General features: G+C 48.7%; 18 protein-coding genes. 10 read left to right on the plus strand and 8 right to left on the minus strand.

The genetic code is table 11. The features are described 5' to 3' along the window. Window positions 1-26: 26 nt before the first annotated feature. Entirely contained in the window at window positions 27-935 is a 909-nt protein-coding gene (locus ACXAF9_RS12785; protein WP_475074816.1) for an outer membrane protein assembly factor BamD, read from the minus strand. Between the two features lie 144 nt (window positions 936-1079). On the opposite strand from ACXAF9_RS12785, the gene rluD reads away from it, so the two are divergent. Further along, complete coding sequence (gene rluD / locus ACXAF9_RS12790; RefSeq protein WP_475074817.1) at window positions 1080-2045, plus strand: 23S rRNA pseudouridine(1911/1915/1917) synthase RluD; 966 nt, start codon at window positions 1080-1082, stop codon at window positions 2043-2045. Between the two features lie 15 nt (window positions 2046-2060). Then, entirely contained in the window at window positions 2061-2792 is a 732-nt protein-coding gene (pgeF, locus tag ACXAF9_RS12795; protein ID WP_475074819.1) for a peptidoglycan editing factor PgeF, read from the plus strand. A 96-nt stretch (window positions 2793-2888) separates the two neighbouring features. Here pgeF and lhgO read toward each other — a convergent pair whose 3' ends face one another. After that, window positions 2889-4112 (minus strand): L-2-hydroxyglutarate oxidase, encoded by a 1224-nt coding sequence (gene lhgO, locus ACXAF9_RS12800; RefSeq protein WP_475074821.1) that lies wholly within the window; start codon window positions 4110-4112, stop codon window positions 2889-2891. A gap of 74 nt (window positions 4113-4186) precedes the next feature. Continuing rightward, window positions 4187-5146, minus strand: a complete 960-nt coding sequence (glaH, locus tag ACXAF9_RS12805; RefSeq protein WP_475074824.1) for a glutarate dioxygenase GlaH — start codon at window positions 5144-5146, stop codon at window positions 4187-4189. A gap of 185 nt (window positions 5147-5331) precedes the next feature. Between glaH and csiR the strand changes: the two genes are divergently transcribed. Then, the gene (gene csiR / locus ACXAF9_RS12810) at window positions 5332-6024 is read left to right on the plus strand and encodes a DNA-binding transcriptional regulator CsiR (protein ID WP_475074827.1); all 693 of its coding nucleotides are present in this window, start codon (window positions 5332-5334) and stop codon (window positions 6022-6024) included. A gap of 80 nt (window positions 6025-6104) precedes the next feature. Here the strand turns inward: csiR and ACXAF9_RS12815 are convergent, their stop codons facing one another. The 3 genes from ACXAF9_RS12815 to ACXAF9_RS12825 all read right to left on the minus strand — a co-directional run bounded on the left by ACXAF9_RS12815 (window position 6105) and on the right by ACXAF9_RS12825 (window position 10187). Continuing rightward, window positions 6105-7127, minus strand: coding sequence for a TRAP transporter substrate-binding protein (locus ACXAF9_RS12815; protein WP_475074829.1), 1023 nt, complete (start codon window positions 7125-7127; stop codon window positions 6105-6107). A 97-nt stretch (window positions 7128-7224) separates the two neighbouring features. Next, a complete protein-coding gene (aptA, locus tag ACXAF9_RS12820; protein ID WP_475074831.1) occupies window positions 7225-8544 on the minus strand; it encodes an omega-aminotransferase AptA in 1320 nt (439 codons plus the stop codon). A gap of 194 nt (window positions 8545-8738) precedes the next feature. Then, the gene (locus ACXAF9_RS12825) at window positions 8739-10187 is read right to left on the minus strand and encodes an NAD-dependent succinate-semialdehyde dehydrogenase (protein WP_475074833.1); all 1449 of its coding nucleotides are present in this window, start codon (window positions 10185-10187) and stop codon (window positions 8739-8741) included. Window positions 10188-10319: 132 nt separating this feature from the next. Here ACXAF9_RS12825 and ACXAF9_RS12830 point away from each other — a divergent pair, with 132 nt between their 5' ends. The 3 genes from ACXAF9_RS12830 to ACXAF9_RS12840 all read left to right on the plus strand — a co-directional run bounded on the left by ACXAF9_RS12830 (window position 10320) and on the right by ACXAF9_RS12840 (window position 14962). Beyond that, on the plus strand, window positions 10320-11261 hold the full coding sequence (locus tag ACXAF9_RS12830) for a LysR family transcriptional regulator (RefSeq protein WP_475074834.1): 942 nt from the start codon (window positions 10320-10322) through the stop codon (window positions 11259-11261). Between the two features lie 165 nt (window positions 11262-11426). Next, a complete protein-coding gene (gene clpB / locus ACXAF9_RS12835; RefSeq protein ID WP_475074836.1) occupies window positions 11427-14006 on the plus strand; it encodes an ATP-dependent chaperone ClpB in 2580 nt (859 codons plus the stop codon). A gap of 179 nt (window positions 14007-14185) precedes the next feature. Next, window positions 14186-14962 (plus strand): response regulator, encoded by a 777-nt coding sequence (locus ACXAF9_RS12840; RefSeq protein ID WP_475074838.1) that lies wholly within the window; start codon window positions 14186-14188, stop codon window positions 14960-14962. Here the strand turns inward: ACXAF9_RS12840 and ACXAF9_RS12845 are convergent. After that, window positions 14959-15789 carry a phosphatase PAP2 family protein gene (locus ACXAF9_RS12845; protein WP_475074840.1) on the minus strand — a complete coding sequence of 277 codons (831 nt, stop codon included), beginning with the start codon at window positions 15787-15789 and terminating at the stop codon, window positions 14959-14961. The genes ACXAF9_RS12840 and ACXAF9_RS12845 overlap by 4 nt on opposite strands. Before the next feature lie 89 nt (window positions 15790-15878). Here ACXAF9_RS12845 and ACXAF9_RS12850 point away from each other — a divergent pair, with 89 nt between their 5' ends. Continuing rightward, the gene (locus ACXAF9_RS12850; protein WP_475074842.1) at window positions 15879-16718 is read left to right on the plus strand and encodes a 23S rRNA (adenine(2030)-N(6))-methyltransferase RlmJ; all 840 of its coding nucleotides are present in this window, start codon (window positions 15879-15881) and stop codon (window positions 16716-16718) included. A 75-nt stretch (window positions 16719-16793) separates the two neighbouring features. On the opposite strand, the gene ACXAF9_RS12855 is transcribed toward ACXAF9_RS12850, so the two are convergent. After that, window positions 16794-17060, minus strand: coding sequence for a hypothetical protein (locus tag ACXAF9_RS12855; RefSeq protein WP_475074845.1), 267 nt, complete (start codon window positions 17058-17060; stop codon window positions 16794-16796). 434 nt (window positions 17061-17494) lie between these two features. Here ACXAF9_RS12855 and ACXAF9_RS12860 point away from each other — a divergent pair, with 434 nt between their 5' ends. From ACXAF9_RS12860 to ACXAF9_RS12870, 3 genes are all read left to right on the plus strand, one after another. After that, window positions 17495-19216, plus strand: a complete 1722-nt coding sequence (locus tag ACXAF9_RS12860; RefSeq protein ID WP_475074847.1) for an acetolactate synthase 3 large subunit — start codon at window positions 17495-17497, stop codon at window positions 19214-19216. 2 nt (window positions 19217-19218) lie between these two features. Beyond that, window positions 19219-19710, plus strand: a complete 492-nt coding sequence (gene ilvN, locus ACXAF9_RS12865; RefSeq protein ID WP_475074849.1) for an acetolactate synthase small subunit — start codon at window positions 19219-19221, stop codon at window positions 19708-19710. A 222-nt stretch (window positions 19711-19932) separates the two neighbouring features. Then, window positions 19933-20952, plus strand: a complete 1020-nt coding sequence (locus tag ACXAF9_RS12870) for a BMP family lipoprotein (RefSeq protein WP_475074850.1) — start codon at window positions 19933-19935, stop codon at window positions 20950-20952.

Below are 20952 nucleotides of genomic sequence, written 5' to 3' on the forward strand. Positions count from 1 at the left end.
CCTTAATCTCTCCTTAGTGTGGTGACTTATTCAAAGATACCGAATGTCGCCTTGTGATACCACGGGCGCTCATTTACCGGTTCATCTTGAATGTAAGGCTCGTCTTCAAGTTCCGTCACCTTATCGCCACCGCCGACCAAACCGAACGTCACGGTTTCCAAGAAGGTGTGGTTTTCTTCTTGGTAGGTGCGCACACGATAGTTAGGGTAGTTGGCTGTGAGTACTTCTTTGGAGTTGCCGGCCAGTTGATCCATACCCAGCTCTGTATAAGCTTGATACATGATCTCCAATGCACGTGGGACAGACGGGGTGTCTTTTAGATTTTCCACCACATAGCGACCACGGTTTGCCGCGGCCACAAAGGCTTCGCGACGCAGATAGTATTCAGCCACGTTGACTTCGTGTTGCGCCAAACGGTTTTTCAAAAACACCATACGTTTGCGGGCATCCGGCGCGTATTGGCTATCGGGATAGCGACTCAGCAGTGTCGAGAAGCTATCGAAGGACTCGAGGGCAGCACCTGGGTCTCGTTGGGAGACATCAATCGGCAAGTAGCGCTCAAGGAAAGTACGATCCTGCTCAAAGGCAGACACCCCTTTTAGATAGTAGGCGTAATCGATGTTCTCGTGATTTGGGTGTAGGCGGATAAAACGGTCGGCCGCCGCACGTGCCGCTTCTGGTTGATAATCTTTATGATACGCATAGATCAGCTCAAGTTGAGCTTGCTCAGAGTAGCGACCGAATGGATAGCGCGCTTCTAGAGTTTCGAGCTGCTTAACGGCTTGGCCGTATTCGCCTTCTTCAAGGGCGGTGATCGCCTCTTGGTAGAGCTGATCTTCTGGAACATCGGGTTCTTCTTTATCGCCGCCAAACCAAGAACACGCCGACAGCACAGCACTGATGGTTAAGATCCCTACACATTTTGTAAAACGCATCGATTTGTAATCCTGTAATCACCGACCGAACAGTCTCGGCGGGCTTCGTCGTATCAGTTATACTGACGAGTATGTTTATTCGACGGCTAATTAAAACACAACCGCCGTCCAATCAAAATCATCGTGTAACAGATCGGTAAATTGATGTCTGAAAAGATTAAGTTAGAGGCCATTATATCGGCAGAGTTCACAGGAATGCGTCTGGATCAGGCGGTTGCTCAGCTCTTTCCCGATTACAGCCGCTCCCGCCTTCAGGGCTGGATTAAAGATGGCTCCATCACCTTGGATGAAAAGCCGGCCAAACCGCGTGATAAGGTCTTTGGTGGCGAGCGCATTCAGGTCAATGCAGAGCTTGAAGCCATGGAAGGGCATCAAGCCGAAGCGATGGATCTGGATATTGTCTATGAAGATGACGATATCTTAGTGGTGAATAAACCCGCAGGACTCGTGGTGCATCCGGCTGCAGGCCACAGAGACGGTACCTTGATGAATGCGCTGTTGCACCATGTACCGGACATTGATGTGGTTCCCCGTGCCGGCATTGTGCACCGCTTGGATATGGAAACGACGGGTTTGATGGTGGTTGCTAAGACGGTTCAAGCGCAAACTGAATTAGTAGCACAACTGCAAGAGCGCAGCATGGGGCGTGAGTACGAGGCGGTAGCGCTAGGGGTGATGACCGGTGGCGGCTGCGTAGAGGAGCCGATTGCTCGTCACCCTCGTAATCGCCAAAAGATGGCGGTTGTACCCAATGGAAAAGAGGCGGTTACCCATTATCGGGTGCTGAAAAAGTACCGCGCTCATACTCATATCCGCTTAAAACTGGAAACAGGTCGTACGCACCAGATTCGTGTGCACATGTCACATATCAATTACCCATTAGTTGGGGATCCTCTTTATGGCGGCCGCTTTAAAATGCCAAAAGGAATGAGCTCCAATATGCAAAATACGTTGAAAGAGTTTTCGCGTCAGGCACTGCATGCGAAAAAATTGGAGTTGTTCCATCCTGTCAGTGGTGAGCTAATGAGCTGGGAAGTACCTTTGCCTGACGATATGCTGCACCTATTGGAAACATTAGAAGCGGATTTTGTCGAACATCAAAACGACTAATACAAGGAAGCGAGCATGATCCCCCTGATTACCCCAACGTGGCCAGTCGCTAAAAATATCCACGTTGTCTCGACCACTCGGTTGGGCGGCGTCAGTGAGGGAGCCTATCAAGGTTTGAATCTTGGCGATCATGTTGGAGATAAGTCTGCCGATGTTGGCGAAAACCGTAAGCGTCTATTGGATCAACTAGGTTTAGATCAGGCGCAATGGTTAACGCAGGTACATGGTGTTGAGTGTGTCCCTGCGCTTACAAATAACACCTTGCAAGAAGCCGATGCCTGTTGGACGGATCAAGCAAACCTTGCGTGTGTTGTGATGACTGCAGATTGTCTACCGGTGGTGATGACCGATGGTCATCGAGTGGCCGCATCCCATGCTGGCTGGCGTGGCTTAGCCGATGGGGTGTTAGAAAAAACCGTCGCGTGTTTTGACGCCCCTTTTGATCAGCTTCATGTTTGGCTTGGCCCTGCGATTGGACCATTGGCCTTTGAGGTTGGAGATGAGGTTAAAGATATTTTTGTTAATTACTTGCCGCAATCCGTTGAGTGCTTTAAGCCATCTCTTCACGAAGGTAAATGTTTGGCTGATCTATATGAGTTAGCGCGCTTAAGATTACATGCTATGGGTGTAGTGCATGTAAGTGGTGGGGAGTACTGTACGTTCAGTGACGCTGAGCAATTTTACTCATATCGACGAGATGGAGTAACAGGGCGGATGGCGACCTTGATATGGCGTACAGATTCTTGAAGAGTATTAAAGGCCTAACTTCAACCCAGCCGCATGAGAGCATCAACAAAGAGTGCTTTCATACAGCCAGTTAATAAAAAGAGAGCCTATCAAGCTTTAGGCTGTATGCCGTAAATCAGTCTTCGCTAAACCAAACTGTTCGCAGGCAGTGCTTATAATGTGCCTTCCTATTGGTAATGCTGAGGTTGCTGCAGGAGAGGGCGCATTGCAGACGTTGATTGTTCGATTGGTATTTACAAACAGAAAATCATCCACCAGCTTACCTTCTTTTGAAACCGCCTGAGCCCGAACTCCAGCAGGATAAGGCAGTAGGTCAGACTTTTGTATTTTAGGACAGTACTTGTTCACTTCTTTGAGGTATTGGCCTTTGAAAATTGAGTTTTTCATCTCAATCAGACCCGGTTTCAGATTTGTTTTCAGTACTTTTAAAATGCCTGGATACGTCAGCGCTTCGAGGCTGTCTTTGATTGAAAAGTCTGTCTTTTTATAGCCTTCGCGTTTCCAGGCCATAACCGCATTTGGACCGACCGTGACGGTGCCATCGATCATGCGCGTTAGATGCACGCCTAAAAAAGGCATATTCGGATCGGGTATGGGGTAAATCAGGTGATTAACGACTGTATTATGTTCGGGCTGTAAAAGATAATATTCGCCACGGAACGGACAAATTTTGAAATTAGGCTCAATACCCAGCATTTTCACAATTCGATCTGCCATCAAGCCAGAGCATGATATTAAGTACTTGGATGAAAAAGTCCCTTTTTGTGTGCTCACATCGATGTGTGAAGAGTGTTCTTGGATCGCAGTGATTTCCTGATTGTAATGAAGGACACCGCCCATTTGGGTAAATTTCTCACCCATGACTTCGGTAATACGCTTGTAACTGACTATGCCACTTGAAGGAACGAAAATACCTCCTACTCCAATGATATTGGGCTCTCGTTCATTGAGTTCATCCGCACTGAGCCAGTAACGCTCTAAACCATTAGCCGCCGTGCGCTCCCAAAGAGCTTTCATGCGTTCCATCTCGAGTTCATTGGTTGCCACTAAGAGCTTACCGCATTCATCAAATGGTATATTATTTTCGGTACAAAACGCCTTCGTGTCTTGATTGCCTTCTAAACAAAATTTCGCTTTCAAACTGCCAGGGGTATAGTAGACACCTGCATGAATGACACCGCTGTTATGGCCTGTCTGATGCTGTGCAGCGCTACTCTCTTTTTCAAGTACCAGCACTTTCTTTTCGGGCATTTGCTGCAGTAATTGCATGGCCGTTGACATGCCTACGATGCCGCCGCCAATGATAATGAAATCGTACACCCTATACCTCTTGGAACTGTTTTATAAGAAAGGCCACTTCAGTGCTGTGGCCTGAGATAGCTGTGTTGATCTGTTTATTGTGTTGGTTTTCGTAGGGTTTTCTTGTGCGTAAAGTACCCTCTTTGGCGCATCAGCTCACGACGAAGACCTTGATGCGCTGTGAACTTATCACGTCCATGCAACCAGAAATGGTTGTTAATGAGTAAGAAGTTACCCACTGGGATGCGCACTGACTGAATGTGTGAACTGCTTTCCAATGAATCTGATAAGTCAGCGAGCCAATTCCCTTCGGAGTAATCAGCAGGTTGAACAAACTGGTCGATATAGGACATGACCGGTTTGCCATCAACATCCAAGTCAAAAACTGGGTGATATACGTCTTTGGTGGTTTTTTTACTTGGAGGAGCTGCCCAACGCATTTGACGATAAGCCATGGGATGTGTCGAAAAAGCCTCCAAATCTTCCCAATCGTCTAAATGTAAGAGTAGAGAGTTCCCTCCCTCCATATTTTGCTCGTCAATTTTTAGCATAAGGACATAGTCGGTATCCTGCTCGACAAATGTGCCATCGTTATGGAGTTCCATAACACGGTGGGGCTGTCGAAGGTAGCTGTCAGAGTTATCTTCATTCTTAACGACAAAGCGCGCGTAATATTGCCCACTCATTGCATCGTAATTAGATCGTCCAAATAGATGGGCAATGGCCGTTGTGAATTTCACCATATCTTCTGCACGGTTTGCATCATCTAAACCTTCTGGGTTCAACAGAATTGCTCCGGTGTTTCGATCAACCAGCGTATCGACCAAGATGGCTTGTAGCTGGTTGCCACATAGCTCATTCAGAATCTTAGCGATGCGAAAACGCAGAAGAGATTTGTATTCTAACGCTTGAACGGGCCAATCCACAGTAGCTTTCAGGAATGCGTCAACGGTTGCTTTATCAAATGTGATCTCAAGAATTCGCTCCGGTGATTGAGCGCAAGCCTGGATCGAGAAACCCTGATACGTCATGTCTAACTTTGCGATGCTATTCATAATGCCCACCTTCGGGATTGTTCATTCTAGATGGGGAGATATTATCTACAAAGTATAAAAATATCTACATTTTATTTTATTGAAAATATTTTTGATGGTGGTGCGCCTAGTTTAAAGCGTTATAATCGATGCCCTTGTGGTGGTTATGGGGAAGCGTTGTGGGTGACGCACGTGGGAATAAAACAGTGGATGATGCAGCAACAGTCAGTTTAGTTACGCAAGCTTATCGCCGATTGAAAGCCGATATTATTTCGGGTAATTGGCGGCCCGGTGAAAAATTGTTAATGAGCCATCTTAAAAGTCACTATGACATTGGCGCTGGTCCTATGCGTGAAGCGCTCTCACAGTTAGTTTCAGAAAGACTGGTTACAGTGATCACCCAGCGTGGTTTTAGAGTTGCTGAAATGTCTTTAGATGAGCTGCGTGATATCTACGATGCCCGTGCTCATTTAGAAGCCCTTTTAGTCAAGTTGGCTGTCACCCGTGGTGATGATGGTTGGGAGGCTGAGTTCGTGGGCAAAGCTCACGCTTTGGCTAGGGTGGACGAGGTTCATTCTCCAGAGGATATGCTGGAGTTATGGGATGCTCGCCATAAAGCGTTTCATACGGCCGTGGTCAGCGGTTGTCGATCCCCAAAGTTATTGGAAATGCGTTCAGCTCTTTCAGACCAAGCCGAGCGGTATCGTCAGTTGTGGCTTAAGAAAACCGTTTTTTCTAAAGAAGCTTTAAGTCAAAAGCGCGATGAACATCAAACTTTAGTGGATGCATTGCTTGCGCGAGATGCAGACACTGCTGCTCATTTTGTTCATGAGCATTTGATGTCGCCTGTTCCTATCATTACCGAAATACTTGGGTTGTTGGATCAGAATCGCATGTGAAATTAAACTGATCTTTCGTTTAAAAAGGAGCTTTCATTTAGAAAGGCTCCTTTGTTTGTTATGTTAAGAGCTTGATTGCATTACGGCTGCTTTAAGATATCAATAAGCTCTTTGCTGTATTTATCTTGTGTTGAGTACTCTTCCCATAATGATTCTCCGGCTTTTTTCCAAGCTTTCTTATCTGCCTCACTTGGTTCTGGACTCCACTTCATACCCATTGCCTGCATATCTGTAACGGCGTGTGCTTCCCAAAGACGCGATTTTGTCATTTGATCACGAGCATGAACAGCTGTAGCGGCCTTAACAATGGCTTGTAAGTCAGCGGGCAACTTATCCCACGCTTTCTGGTTAACAAAAACAGGAAGAACCTGTGCGCCTGCAAGTGGCAATGGATACATATACTTAGCGACTTCTACGTGATTCCCGTCTCGGTGATCAATTAGGTTAGAGCCAATCGAGCCGTCAATAACGCCAGTTGCTAAACCTGTATAAATTTCGCTCCAAGACAATGAAACGGGTGAAGCGCCAAGATTTCGAAGAAACTTACCATAAGCTCCTGGTGCTCTTATTTTCATTCCCTTAAGGTCTTCAAGGGATTTGATTTCTTCTTTGGTCAGCAGGTAAACGGGAGGTTGAATATAAGGATCTAAGTAGACAAGTCCATGTTCAGCGTATGCGCGAGTAAGGACCTCGTTCCAGCCTTTTTCGTGGAACAGTACATTTAAATCGATGATATCCGAGGTGCCGCCAGGTAGACCTACCTCAACAATACCCGCCGGAAGTTCGCCCGCATTCATGGGTTGGAAAGTAGCCCCCATGGTGATGAGTCCGGTTTTGACTGCGCTTAAAATACCTGCTGTATCGACCCCTTCACCTGCATACATCATCTTGACGCTGATACGCCCTCCGCTCATCTCTTCTATATTTGTTGCCAAGCTCTGATAGACATCTCCGAAAGCGGTACCTCGTGTGTATAAATTGGCAAAACGCCAGTCATGCTCGGCCGCTTGAGCAATGCTGGATGCCGCGGCGCATAGGCCTAACGTGACCGCGAGTGAACCTGAAATAAGACGTTTTTTAAATTTATAAAGAACTTGGCGCATATTTTTATTCTCTTTCTATGTTGATTGGCTGTGGTGTTCTCACCCGACTGAAAATCTCAGAAGGGTGAGTTTGATAACCTGTGTTGCTGTTCAAAAATCAGACGAATAGTTCATTTGCAGATGCTCTAATTGCATCGACCAACTGATCAATCTCTTGTTGCTCAATGGTGAGGGGGGGAGAAAATGCAATGGTGTTGCCCATGGCTCGTATCATTACATTTTTCTCATAGCATTTTGCTTGAAGGGTGCCGCCGACAGGACCCGAACTATTGTGCGGCTGCGCGAATTGAACAGCGCCTAATAAACCGTAATTGCGGACGTCTACGACCTGGGGAGCTCCTTTGAGGGAATGTAAAGCCTCTTCCCAATATTGGCCAATCTCACCTGAGGCTCTCGTCAGAAGCTTTTCTTGCTCGTAAATGTCCAGCACCGCTAACCCTGCGGCACATGCGACAGGATGAGCAGAATACGTGTAGCCATGATAGAACTCGACGCCGCCTTCTGGCGCAGCTTCCATTATGGTGTCGTGGATGTTGTCTGCGACAAAAACTGCACCCAGAGGGATCACGCCATTGGTAATACCTTTGGCTGAGACGATCATATCGGGCACAACGTCAAACTCGATCGAAGCAAATGGAGAGCCTAAGCGTCCCCATCCAGTGATAACTTCATCGAAAATCAGTAGAATATCGTTTGCTGTACAGATTTCGCGAAGGCGCTTTAGATACCCTTTGGGAGGTAAAATAACACCACCTGCGCCGCTGATTGGCTCCACAATCAACGCCGCAATGCTGCTCGCGTCGTGGAATTTAATGAGCTCAGACAAAGCCTCGGCTTTTTCCAAACCGTGTTCTGGTAAACCTCGGCTAAACGCATTTTTTTCAATATCCAGCGTATGCGGTAGATGGTCAACAGACAATAACGGTCCGAACCCTTTGCGGTTAGGCGGTAAGCCACCCACTGAAATGCCCCCAAAGTTGACCCCATGATATGCCATTTCTCGTCCAAGCAGCTTGAATTTGCCTGGCTTTCCTCTTGCTGATTGATACGCAAGAGCAATTTTTAAGGCACTTTCAACAGCTTCCGAGCCTGAGTTTGTAAAGAACACTTTATTAAGTGGGTTAGGAGTATGCTCGATTAGACGTTCAGCAAATTCAAAACCAATATCGTGTCCAAAGCTAAAAGGCGATGTGTAATCAAGTTCAAGGGCTTGTTTTCCAACCGCCTCCGCAATTTGCTTACGTCCGTGGCCTGCGTTAACGCACCATAAGCCTGCGGTAGCATCTAAAATTTGGCGATTGTCATCGGTATAACAAAAGACGCCTTCGGTACGGTTAATAATTCGAGGATTTGCCTTGAATGCTCGGTTAGGAGTAAATGGCATCCAGAAGGCGTCCATGTTCTTGTAATTTTTCATTTTACATCTAGCTCAGATTTGGATTGTTTTGCCGCACAATTGCGATTAGCTAACAATACGGTTCGTGCAATAGAGGAAAAATGACTGGGTTTCGATTTAAAGATTTAACGCCACCAAACTTTTAACCTGATGGTGTAAAAGGTTAAGAAAAGTCCATCGAGCTTAAACGATGGGCTTTTCACGAGATTATCGGGTTAGATTCCGCCCATGCAGATGTATTTGATTTCCATATAGTCGTCGATGCCGTGTTTAGAGCCCTCTCGACCAATCCCTGACTCTTTGACGCCTCCGAAGGGGGCGAGCTCATTCGAGATCATACCTTCGTTAATGCCCACCATTCCGTACTCTAATGCTTCAGAGACACGCCATACCCGCCCAATGTCTCGGGTATAAACGTACGCAGCTAGACCATAAGGTGTGTCATTCGCTCGTTGAATGACTTCGTTTTCGGTCGAGAAGCGGAACAGCGTAGAGACAGGGCCAAACAGCTCTTCTTGGGCGACATCCATATGATCTAAGACATTCGTCAAAATCGTTGGCTGGTAAAACAGTTTCCCTGCGTTATCAATGTTGCCGCCATGGACTAGGGTTGCTCCCTGATGGACGGCTTGATGCACAATAGCATCAATTTTGGCAACAGCAGCTGGGTTGATTAAGGGACCTATGTCGCTGTCTGTTTCGAAACCGGAGCCAATATTAAGACCTTCAACGGCTGCTTTGTAACGCTGAACAAACGCATCATAGATACCTTCTTGGATGAAAATGCGGTTAGTACATATGCAGGTTTGGCCAGCATTTCGGTACTTTGACGCAATGGCTCCACTGACGGCTGCATCTAAATCTGCGTCATCAAAAACAATAAAAGGAGCGTTACCACCCAGCTCCATTGAAGTTTTCTTTACCGTAGATGCGGCAAGCCCAAGGATGGCTTTTCCAACGGGAGTTGAACCTGTGAAAGATACTTTACGTACCAACGGATGAGTGCAAAGCTCACGCCCAACGTTGACGGGTTCTGAGGTTGTGATCACATTGATAACGCCTTTAGGCACACCCGCTTTTTCAGCCAATGCGGCCAAGGCTAAAGCGCATAATGGCGTATCTTCCGCAGGCTTAATGACAATGGTGCAACCCGCCGCGATTGCCGGAGCCGCTTTGCGGGCGATCATAGAGATAGGGAAGTTCCAAGGCGTGATGGCGCTGACAACGCCAACAGGTTGTTTAATGGTCAGTAAACGAGTGCTTAACGAGTTGGAGGGAATATTTTCGCCGTAGGTGCGCTTCGCTTCTTCGGAAAACCATTCAAAGAAAGAAGCGCAAGAGAGAACTTCTCCTTTGGCTTCGCGAAGGGGCTTTCCTTGTTCAGTGGTTAATATCGCAGCCAGGGTATCTGCGTGTTCAATAATGAGTTCATACCAGAGGTGTAGAATGCTGGCACGTTCTTTTGCTGTGCGTATCTTCCAAAGTTTAAAGGCTTCATGGGCGGACGCAATTGCATGTGCTGTCTCTTTGACTCCCAAATCAGGCACGTTTCCAACATGGGTTCCATCGGCTGGGTTGAACACTTCAAGAGTCTTATGGTCAGTATTTTTTACCCAATCCCCGTTGATGTAACAGGCGTCTCGCAGTAAACCGTCAAAATGCATGCTTTTATCCTTTTGGCTTGTTGAGGGTCTCTTCTCATTCTTAGAGGCGATTAAAAAATCAACGCGAATATAGCAGTGCCCGTTCAAATAACAGATGATGAAATCTTAATATTCAGTTTTAGGAAATGATTCATGAGTCTCAAGCATTACTCCCTAGGTCAGATCGGTGATTTTGAACTTAAGCAACTCAGAATTTTTAAATCGGTTGTAGATAACGGTGGCTTTTCTGCGGCTGAAACAGAGTTGAATATAAGTCGTTCAACGATCAGCATTCATATTTCAAATCTTGAGTCGCGATTAAACCTGATCCTGTGTCGCCGCGGTCGAGGCGGTTTTGCATTAACTTCTGAAGGGGCTGTTGTATATGAAATGACGGTGCGCCTCTTAGGGATGTTGAGTGAATTTAGAAATGTAGTGAATGAGTTAAACCAAGCCCCAACTGGCGAGTTACGCATCTTAGTGAGTGATGGTACGAGTCTTGACCCTCGATCTCGTTTTCCAGAAATGATAGATCGATTTTATGAACAAGCCCCCGACATTATGTTGACGAGTGAAGTCGCAGCCATGACTGATATTGAGCGCATGGTGCTCAATGACGAGGCTGATATAGGGCTTACGCCTTATCACCGTGTGCTCGATGGTTTGGATTATTATCACCTCTATAATGACGTATGTTATTTGTATTGCAGTTCAGCAAACCCGCTCTTTTCTTTGAAAGATGAGAGCATTACCGATGAATTGATAAACGAATTTACGGCTGTCCAGCCCGGTATTAAGCCGCACGATGAAGCGAATTTACAACTCTCAAGTATGAGGTTGAAAGGAACTGCATATTTTTATGAAACACGCCTAGCTATGATTTTATCCGGTAAGTTTATTGCCTTCTTACCTAAGTGCTATGCCCAACCGTACGTAGAGCAAGGGTTGCTGAAAGTAATCGCTGTTAATAAACGGTTTTATTCTCTTGGGAATGCAATCATTGTTAAACACCGAGCTGTTCAGCCGCGTGCGCTTGAGCTCCTGATTGATATCATCAAAGACATCCACTCCCTAAATGGCCCCTCTGAGGTGTAGCTCTGGCGGTGTGATCTATGTCAATAAAGTGAGAGTTTTGGATAAATTTTGAACAGATGTTTAAGTATTAGGCTTGAACTCCTTGATCTGCATCCCCATATATCTAAGCAAGATATGACAGGCTGTGCCTGATAGGGCAGCCGACTACGTAGGAGATGAAGATCTATGCGACCTGATAAATTTACGTCAAAGTTACAAGAAGCCTTAAGCGATGCTCAGTCGCTTGCTGTGGGTAAAGACAACAACCAGATTGAGCCCATTCACCTGTTGGCCGCGTTCCTAGAGCAGCGCGATGGTTCGATCCGTCCTCTGTTGACTCAAGCTGGAGCAAACCTGCAACAACTGACCCGCATGGTCGGGGAAGCTCTGGACCGAGTCCCCACCGTTTCAAGTCCCGATGGGGAGATTCGTTTATCTCAGAACATGGCGCGCCTCTTTAACCTGACCGATAAACTGGCTCAGCAGCGTGGAGATCAATTCATCGCCAGCGAGCTAATTGTGCTGGCGATGCTGGACGATAAATCCGATGCCGGTAAAGTCCTTAAAGACGCAGGCGTGAGCAAAGCTCGTTTAGAGCAAGCGATTCAACAGATGCGCGGTGGAGACAGCGTGAACGACCCAAATGCCGAAAGTAACCGACAAGCCTTGGATAAATACTGCATCAACCTGACAGAGCGTGCCGAGGCTGGCAAGTTGGACCCTGTAATCGGACGTGATGATGAGATCCGCCGCACCATCCAAGTATTGCAGCGCCGCACGAAAAACAACCCCGTTTTGATTGGTGAGCCGGGTGTCGGTAAAACCGCCATCGTTGAAGGGCTCGCGCAGCGTATCGTCAACGGAGAAGTACCCGAAGGATTAAAGAACAAGCAAGTGCTGTCACTGGATATGGGGGCCTTGATTGCCGGTGCTAAATTCCGTGGTGAGTTTGAAGAGCGTCTTAAAGCCGTACTGAGCGAGCTGTCCAAACAAGAAGGGCAGATCATTCTGTTCATCGACGAGCTTCACACCATGGTGGGCGCCGGTAAAGGCGAAGGCGCGATGGATGCGGGCAATATGTTGAAACCGGCCTTGGCGCGGGGTGAACTGCACTGTGTAGGCGCAACCACGCTGGATGAGTATCGCCAGTACGTGGAAAAAGATGCGGCCCTTGAGCGCCGATTCCAAAAAGTCATCGTAGATGAGCCCACTGAAGAGGCGACCGTTGCGATCTTACGTGGCCTCAAAGAGCGCTACGAAGTGCACCATAATGTGAACATCACGGACTCGGCGATCATTGCGGCGGCTAAGCTGTCGCAGCGCTACATTACCGACCGTCAGTTACCGGATAAAGCGATCGATCTGATCGATGAAGCCGCATCGCGTATTCGTATGGAGATGGACTCCAAGCCAGAAGATCTAGACCGCTTAGAGCGTCGACTCATCCAATTGAAGATGGAGCGTGAGGCGCTGAAAAAAGAGAAGGATGAAGCGGCTCGTCGTCGATTAGATGAGCTGGAAAACACCATCAGCCAGCTGGAGCGTGAATTCGCGGACTTAGATGAAGTGTGGAAAGCGGAAAAAGCTGCGCTTCATGGTGCTCAGCGCGTGAAGGAGGAGTTGGATCAGGCACGTATCGCGCTTGAACAGGCGCGTCGTTTGGGGGATTTGACCAAGATGTCCGAGCTTCAATACGGCCAAATTCCTGAGCTTGAAAAACAGCTGGAGGCGGCCAACGAAGCAGAGCAATCAGAGCACTCCAATAACAAGCTGTTGCGTAACAAGGTGACCGAAGAGGAAGTCGCTGAGGTGGTGTCGCGCTGGACCGGTATCCCGATCAACAAAATGCTGGAAGGCGAGCGCGATAAGCTGTTGCGTATGGAAGAAGCACTGCACGAACGTGTGGTCGGTCAAAGCGAAGCGGTGACGGCGGTTTCTAATGCCGTGCGTCGTTCGCGCTCTGGTTTAGCGGATCCGAATCGTCCCAATGGTTCCTTTTTGTTCTTAGGCCCAACGGGTGTCGGTAAAACCGAGCTGTGTAAAGCGCTGGCAAGTTTCCTCTTCGATACCGAAGAGGCGATGGTTCGTATTGATATGTCCGAGTTTATGGAGAAACACTCGGTCGCACGTCTGATTGGTGCGCCTCCTGGCTACGTGGGGTATGAAGAGGGCGGTTACTTAACAGAGGCGGTGCGTCGCAAGCCGTATTCAGTGCTCTTACTGGATGAGGTTGAAAAAGCGCATCCGGATGTTTTCAACATTCTTCTGCAAGTGCTCGAAGATGGTCGTTTGACCGATGGTCAAGGGCGTACAGTGGACTTCCGTAACACGATTGTTGTCATGACCTCGAACCTTGGCTCGCATCTGATTCAAAACTTCAGTGATGATGACGATTACGAGCTGATGCAAAAAGCGGTTATGGAAGAAGTGGGCGCTCACTTTAGACCGGAAGTAATCAACCGGATTGATGAAGTGGTGGTGTTCCACTCGCTGAAGAAAGATCAAGTGGCGGGCATTGCTGAGATCCAGCTGGACCGTTTGCGTCAGCGTTTGGCGGAAAAAGAACTGGCCATGACACTGACCTCAACCGCATTGGATAAGCTGGTGGATGTGGGCTTTGAGCCGATTTACGGGGCACGACCTCTGAAACGGGCTATCCAGCAATGGATTGAAAACCCACTGGCTCAGGCATTGTTAGCTGGTAAATACCTCCCCGGGGATCAGATCGGTGTGGATGTCGAAAACGGCGAGTTTGTGTTCCGCTAATCCGTATTGATGCTGAGTTCTTGAAAACCCGCCGCTCTGGCGGGTTTTTTTATGTCATAAATAGCAGAAGTTGGCTGTTTTTTGGCCGATAAACTAGGGTTATGAGAGGGAAAAAGGGTGTAATCGGTAAAAGGTATCCGTGTAAGAGGGGTTTTAATGGCTTTAATTAGGTGGTGGGAATGAAGTACTTGAACGTTTTGGTTGTGGATGATGCCAAGTTCATCTGTGAGCACGTGAAAAAGATCGTGAGCGAGTCTTTCCCCTCATCTGTGGTGAAATCGGCCTTTAACGGTGAAGATGCGCAGCAAGTGATGGCCTCCATTACCTTTGATCTGATTTTATGTGACTGGGAAATGCCCCACATGAACGGTCTTGAGCTCCTGAAATGGACTCGACAGCAAGCCGAATACCGAAACACCCCCTTTGTGATGATCACCAGTCGTGGTGAGCGCGAATACGTACTGAAAGCGATTCAAGCGGGCGTCACGGACTATTTGGGTAAACCCTTTACCAGTGAGCAGTTGATTCAGAAAATCAATAAAATGATGGGTAAGGCCAACCCAGATAGTCGCCTGAGCAAAGAGCCCGAAACCCCAGTCATGCCCTCGGCAACGCCCGAGGAGGCAAAATCAAAACACATTCCAAGACCTAAAGGGATGGCGCACCTTCGAGTGCGAAACGATATCTACACCTGCGCCATCAAGGACATGAGCCTGAAAGAGATCTTCGTGGTGGTCAAAAATGAAGGCCATTACCCTGTGGTACTTGATCAGGCCGTCATCGATATTGAGTCTTTAAGTGGTGGGAGTGTGGCGCGTTTAAACGGATTCATCCGTATGGTGGAAGCGGCTGAAGCGCATATCGACACCCCCTACATCAATATTCTCGTGGCACTGGTGGATGATGACCCAGATAAGATGGATCATCTATCGAGATACATCGCTCAGGCCCGTTAAGCCTGAGAGTTCTCAGCAGGCAGCTTGTCCGCGCGGCCCCAGTAGCGCACCACATCACCGGCAAAACTGCCTAAACAAAACGCGGAGATCGCGATTGCAAAGAGCGTGATGTTATCGAACCCGCCCGTGTAGCTGATCAGGCGAATGGCGGAGCCGATCAAGCACAGCACAATGGTGATATAGAGGACGGGCGTTAACAGCGTCTCAAATCGCTTGCCAAGCCACACCGCCGCCCAGGCTGACAATAACCCAAGCCCTGCTCCGCTTAAGACATCCACCGGCCAATGCACGCCAACGGCGATGCGCGAATACCCCACTAACGCCGCCAGTAATAAAAAAAAGGCTTGGCACATCGGCTGTCGAAATAAACTCATCGCCAATCCTGCCAGTGTGAATGCAGCAGTGGTGTGGCCAGAGGGGGTGCTGGTGTGCAGCAGTACAGAACCGATCTGACGAAACTGATCTAGCGGCAAGCTGGCACCCGGGCGTGGCGTATCAATCAGCTGTTTAAAGCCGTAGGCCAGTGCCGTGGAAAGAAGAGCAGCAAAGAGCAGAGTTAACAAATAGCGCGGGTAACGCACCGCAATGATCAATCCGAGTGTGAGCGCGACCCATTTATCCCCAATAAAGGTGATCTTTGACCAGAGTCCTTCAGGGGTCGACCAGCTGAGCTGTTGCAGATCCAAAAAGCCGGTTTCTAATCCCCCGGGCATCCAATAGACCACCATCGCAGCAATAAGCAGTAAAGTAGCGGCGTATAAATGCCATGTTTGGGCGGTGGGGTTGTGAGGGCGTGATTGGATGTGGTTATTGAGCGTGTTGATCATGGTCTCTGCTTATCTGTCGTCCTTTTCTTCTTTAACAGAGTCAGAACTGGGATAATAGGTTCCCTTTTACGTCAGATTAGGAACGAACGGTGCTCAGTTATAAACACGGTTTTCACGCAGGTAACTTTGCCGATGTGCATAAACACATGATTCAGATTGGCTTTATCGATGCACTGAATCGTAAGGCCAAGCCATGGAGTTATCTTGAAACACACGGTGGCCGTGCTTTTTATGATCTGTCGGATGAACAAGCCCAAAAAACCAATGAGTTTAAAGAAGGGGTTGCAGCGCTTTGGGGGTTAAACGTTCAGAGTACGCTGTTGAAAGGCTACCTCGAGCAGGTTAAAGCGGCCAATGACATCAGTGAGCTGTCGTTTTACCCAGGCTCGCCTTCTATTGCGGCGAACATGGCCCGAGGCGATGATCGGATCTCTGTAATGGAACTTCACAATAATGAGTATGAATGGATTCGTGACTACTTCGCGGGTGAGCCCGCCGTGTCCATTCATCATCGTGATGGCTATGAAGGGGTGATCTCACTCTTGCCGCCTAAACCGCATCGTGGCGCGGTCTTGATTGATCCGTCCTACGAGGTTAAAACCGAATACATCGATGTGGCGCGTTTTTTAGCCAAAGCGCTCAAGCGTTGGGAGATCGGCCAATACATGATCTGGTATCCCGTGTTGCCTGCGAAGCTTCATGAAGAGATGATTCGAAAAATCGTCGCCAGTGGCGTGCGCCGAGTGTTTAAAAGCGAGTTCTACGCAAAGCACCCGGATTCTGGGCGTATGTACGGCAGCGGCATGTTATTGATCAATCCGCCTTGGCAGCTGGATGAGCAGATCATCGAGGCCACCAAGGAGCTCCACAAACGCATTTCAAGCCCAACAGCACCTAAGCCTGTGAATCAATGGTTGGTGGGTGAGTAACTGGCTAAGCATAGATAAAACAAAGGCAGCCAATGAGCTGCCTTTATTGTGTGTTTGACGAGCAGTGCTTCGTAGTTAATACAACGCTCGCTCGTCTTTCACCAACTCAATCAACAGCGATAAGAACAGATCATCGGCTTCGCTGTGCTCCAGTGGGATTTTGACGTTGGTGGTGGAGGAGAGCTCCTCGGCGATCAAAACGCTGGCGTTCTCTTTGCCCAAGTGCTTTCGAGTGATCTCCTTGGCTATGTCACAAATGTGCGGCTCACTGAAGACTTTACGGATAAATAACAACAGCTCGTCAATGACGCGCTCTTTGTTTTTGATCTCTTTCACGGCCATGCTAACCATCCTTTTTCTAAGCTGAATATCCTAACTATACCCCTTAGCGGCTAATCCCGCCTACTGCTTTAGTCGCGAAGCGCCATCTAGGTCGGGTGCTTATGGCCTAAATTGCGCTCATTTGCCCCACGCGCGGGGGATTCTGCCTTGATGTTGCACCGCCATAATGAGAAAATGTCGCGCTATTTTTCTTCGCTGTCGGTACTAGGTAATCCCGAGGTCGATTGCGAAACTAAGCAATACCCGCTTATTGAGTCCAGAAGGTCTGCCGGTAAAGCGATCCTTTACCTGCATTCGTTTGAGTATGGCCTAACGGTCTTGAGTTACCGCTGTTCCTGCGTCATCAGCGCGGTGAACAGAACATACTCTATTTGCAGAATCTCTGAACTGTTCATTCGCCGGGCGCTCCGGCGGCGACAACGAGGGTAAACATCGTGGAATTATTATCAGGCGCAGAAATGGTTGTTCGCGCCCTGCGTGATCAGGGTGTGAAATATATTTATGGCTATCCGGGTGGCGCGTTACTGCACGTATACGATGCCATTTTTCAACAGGAAGAAGTCGAACATATTCTGGTGCGCCATGAGCAAGCGGCAACTCACATGGCGGATGCTTATGCGCGTGCAACCGGTAAAGCCGGCGTCGCGCTAGTGACATCTGGCCCTGGGGCTACCAATGCCGTCACCGGCATCGCAACGGCGTATATGGATTCGATTCCTATGGTCGTGATTACAGGTCAGGTCATGAGTCACCTGATCGGTGAAGATGCTTTCCAAGAAACCGATATGGTCGGTATTTCGCGTCCTGTCGTGAAGCACAGCTTCAGCGTACAGGATCCAGAAGAGATCCCAACGATCATTCGTAAAGCGTTCCATATCGCAGAGTCCGGCCGTCCGGGTCCTGTAGTTGTCGATATCCCAAAAGATATGACAACGCCAACAGATCGCTTCCCGTACAACTTCCCAGAACAGGTGAAGCTGCGCTCTTACAGTCCAGTGACCAAAGGTCACAGCGGTCAAATCAAGAAAGCGTTTGATCTGTTGATGGCGGCTAAGCGTCCTGTGATCTACACCGGTGGCGGTGTCATCATGGGCGATGCCAGTGCTGAGCTGATCGAGCTTGCGCAAACACTGAACTATCCAGTAACCAACACCTTGATGGGCTTAGGTGGCTATCCGGGAACGGATCGTCAGTTCATCGGTATGCTGGGTATGCACGGTAGCTACGAAGCCAACATGGCGATGCACCACAGTGATCTGATCTTAGCCGTGGGTGCTCGATTCGATGACCGCGTGACCAACGCGACGGAAAAATTCTGTCCAACCGCAAAAATCATCCATATCGACATTGATCCGGCATCGATCTCCAAAACGATCCGTGCTGACGTACCGATTGTAGGTGCAGCGCGCCTCGTCCTTGAAGAAATGATTCAGCTGCTGAAAGCCAGCAAAAAACAGCCGGATGCCGATGCACTAGCGAGCTGGTGGAAGCAGATCGACGAATGGCGTCAGCGCCATGGCGGTCGTTTCTTAACCGACGATTCTCAGTTGATGAAGCCGCAGCAAGTCATCGAAATGCTGAGCAAGGTAACGCACGGTGATGCGTACGTGTGTTCCGATGTTGGCCAACACCAAATGTTTGCCGCGCAGTACTACAAGTTCAACAAGCCAAACCGTTGGATCAACTCCGGTGGTCTTGGCACCATGGGCTTTGGTCTGCCAGCCGCCATGGGCGTTAAGATGAACTTCCCAGAGGCCGATGTTGCCTGTGTGACCGGTGAAGGCAGTATCCAGATGAACATTCAGGAGCTGTCGACCTGTAAGCAGTACGACATCCCTGTGAAAGTCATCTGTCTGAATAACCAGTCTTTGGGCATGGTTCGTCAATGGCAAGATATGAACTACGAGTCTCGTCACTCTCAGTCGTACATGAAATCGCTGCCTGATTTCATCAAACTGGTTGAGTCATACGGTCACGTAGGTATGAAAGTCGATAAGTACTCTGATCTGGAAGCGGCGATGACAGAAGCCTTCTCGCTAAAAGATCGCTTAGTGTTTATGGATATCGCAGTTGATCCGTTCGAGCACGTATATCCAATGCAGGTACCGCGCGGTGCAATGCGCGATATGTGGCTGAGCAAAACGGAGAGGACTTAATCATGCGTCATATCATTTCTGTATTGATGGAAAACGAGCCGGGCGCGTTGTCGCGTGTTGTGGGTTTGTTCTCTCAGCGTAACTTCAACATCGAAACGCTGACGGTTGCTCCGACCGACGACGCAACACTGTCGCGCCTAACAGTTACCACTGTGGGTAACGACCGTGTAGTCGAGCAGATCACCAAACAGCTCAATAAGCTGATTGATGTTGTAAAAGTGGTGGATCTGACCGAAGGTGAGCACATCGAGCGCGAAGTGATGATGGTCAAGTACAAAGCCACCGGCGCTTACCGTGCCGAGGTGAAACGTACGGCGGATATTTTCCGTGGTCAGATCATCGACATCACGCCAAACACGTACACCGTACAGCTGGTGGGTTCCAGCGCTAAGCTGGATGCGTTCATCGAAGCTTTGGGCCCAACGCATGTACTGGAAGTGGTTCGCTCCGGTGTGTCCGGTATTGCTCGTGGTGAAAAAGTCTTAAGTCTTTAATATTCAATTAAAGTCAGGCCTTACAAAAACCGCTCTTTTGAGCGGTTTTTTTGTGCCCAATGGTTTGAGATGCAAGAGTGAACGCTACTGTCACGACGTTTTTGGATATTGACTGTGGGTGAGAATCCAGTAAGGTCGATTAAATGTTGCCCTAGTGGTCAGAAAAACAGAAGTTTGCGATCTAGGGTGCCCTCGATAACGACTCGTTCACAAGGAGCGTTCATGAACCGTTACCCCCTGATGAAAGGTGCCCGTCTATTGGCACTGTCTGCTGCCATAATGACCACCGCCTCTGTGTCGGCTGCTGAGATAAAACCGGCCGTTGTCTTTGATATGGGGGGCAAATTTGACCAGTCGTTCAACCAAGGCGTATACGAAGGGGTTGAACGCTTCAAGAAAGAAACGGGCATCAGTTACCGCGAGTTTGAAGTTACTAACCCTTCGCAGCGCGAGCAAGCTGTTCGTAAAATGGCGCAACGGGGCGCAAGTCCAATCATCAGCGTGGGCTTTGCCCAAGCGTCGGCGGTTGAAGCCGCGGCAGATCAATTTCCCGAGGCGCACTTCACCTTAATTGATGCGGTGGTGGATAAGCCCAACGTACAGTCGGTTGTGTTTAAAGAGCACGAAGGCTCATTCTTGGTGGGTATGATCGCGGCACTCAAATCACAAACTCATGCGGTCAGTTTCGTGGGGGGGATGGATATCCCTCTGATTCGCAAATTCAGCTGTGGCTTTGCTCAAGGTGTGAAATACGCGGATCCAAACGCCAAAATCTACGTGAACATGACCGGCACGACGCCAAACGCGTGGAACGACCCTGCCAAAGGGGCTGAACTTGCACGCAGTCAGTTTGATCGTGGCTCCGATGTGGTGTTTGCCGCGGCCGGTGCAACTGGGATCGGTGTGTACCAAGCAGCAAAAGATGCGGGTAAATATGCCATCGGCGTCGACTCGAACCAAAACCATCTCCACCCAGGCACGATGCTAACCTCCATGACGAAGCAAGTGGATGTTGCGGCTTTTAACTCGTTCAAGTCAGCACAAGAGGGTACTTGGCAGCCAGGGATCCAAGTCTTGGGCTTAGCGGAAGGCGGTGTGTCTTGGGCGCTGGATGAACATAACCAAGCACTTATCACGGACGAGATGAAAGCAGCTGTGGATAAAGCACAAGCGGCAATCATCGCAGGCGAGATCTCCGTGCATGATTACATGAGCGATAACACCTGCTCAGCGTTGGATTAA

This window comes from Neptunomonas sp. ABH4_499, from assembly GCF_056160565.1.